Annotated in this window: 1 protein-coding gene; it reads right to left on the bottom strand. The window is 70.3% G+C overall.

All coding sequences use genetic code 11. From position 1 onward, the window contains the following. Positions 1-418 (bottom strand): GNAT family N-acetyltransferase (locus KBX53_RS35795; RefSeq protein ID WP_309140933.1); only part of this gene is annotated, 418 nt, incomplete at its 3' end. Positions 419-431 lie beyond the last annotated feature (13 nt).

The raw sequence follows: 431 nt of genomic DNA on the forward strand, positions 1-431 counted from the left end.
TCGTCCTCTCGACGACGTCATCGTCGCTTCGGAGGTATCCGGCGGACTCGGCGACCCGCTGCGAGGGCACGTTGCCCTGCACGATGCTCAACCGTAGTCGGGTGAAGCCGAGTTCCTGGTGGCAGAACGCCGTCATCAACCGCAGCGAACGCGACGCCATACCCCGGCCGCGGTGCGCCGGGCCGACGGCGTACCCGAGCACCCCGATCGCCACGTGCAGCGCGACGAGGCCGAGCGGCTCCCCGCCGTCGCGTGTCACGGCCAGGTCGACGACGCCCTGCGCGCGGCGCCGTCGGATCCTGCTGAGAAAGGCGTCCGCGTCGAACGGAGAGGGGATGTCGGTGTTCGCCGCGATGTCCGGCGCGTCGAAGAGACCCGGCATGGACGGCAGATCCGCGTCGAGCCAGTCGCGCAGCACAATTCCCTCCCCT

It is taken from the genome of Micromonospora sp. M51 (assembly GCF_018070305.1).
Taxonomy (GTDB): Bacteria; Actinomycetota; Actinomycetes; order Mycobacteriales; family Micromonosporaceae; genus Micromonospora; species Micromonospora parva.